Source organism: Parvimonas sp. D9, assembly GCF_035282565.1.
Taxonomy (GTDB): Bacteria; Bacillota; Clostridia; order Tissierellales; family Peptoniphilaceae; genus Parvimonas; species Parvimonas micra.
On record NZ_JAYKBM010000295.1, the window covers coordinates 1 to 230 of the forward strand.

A 230-nucleotide genomic window follows, 5' to 3' on the forward strand; every position below is an offset into this window, starting at 1 on the left:
CGGTATAAGAGACGCGCAAACCAAATAAAGTGACTATTTTTAGTTGCCTTACAGATATCTATGATCTCTTCTAGTCTGACGCACATTTCTACTTCGTCATGCGAGTTGTATGCTTGGTCTAGCAGGTCTTTAACGAGATCTATTGTAAAGAAGAGCTTGTTTTCTTCCAATAGCTCGTCATACCAGACTTCATTACCACCATGAGCCTTTATTTCTGGTGTATTGAATAT

General features: G+C 38.7%; 1 pseudogene. It reads right to left on the bottom strand.

From position 1 onward, the window contains the following. Positions 1-230, bottom strand: a pseudogene (locus VJI94_RS08920) (ISL3 family transposase); the annotation flags it as partial.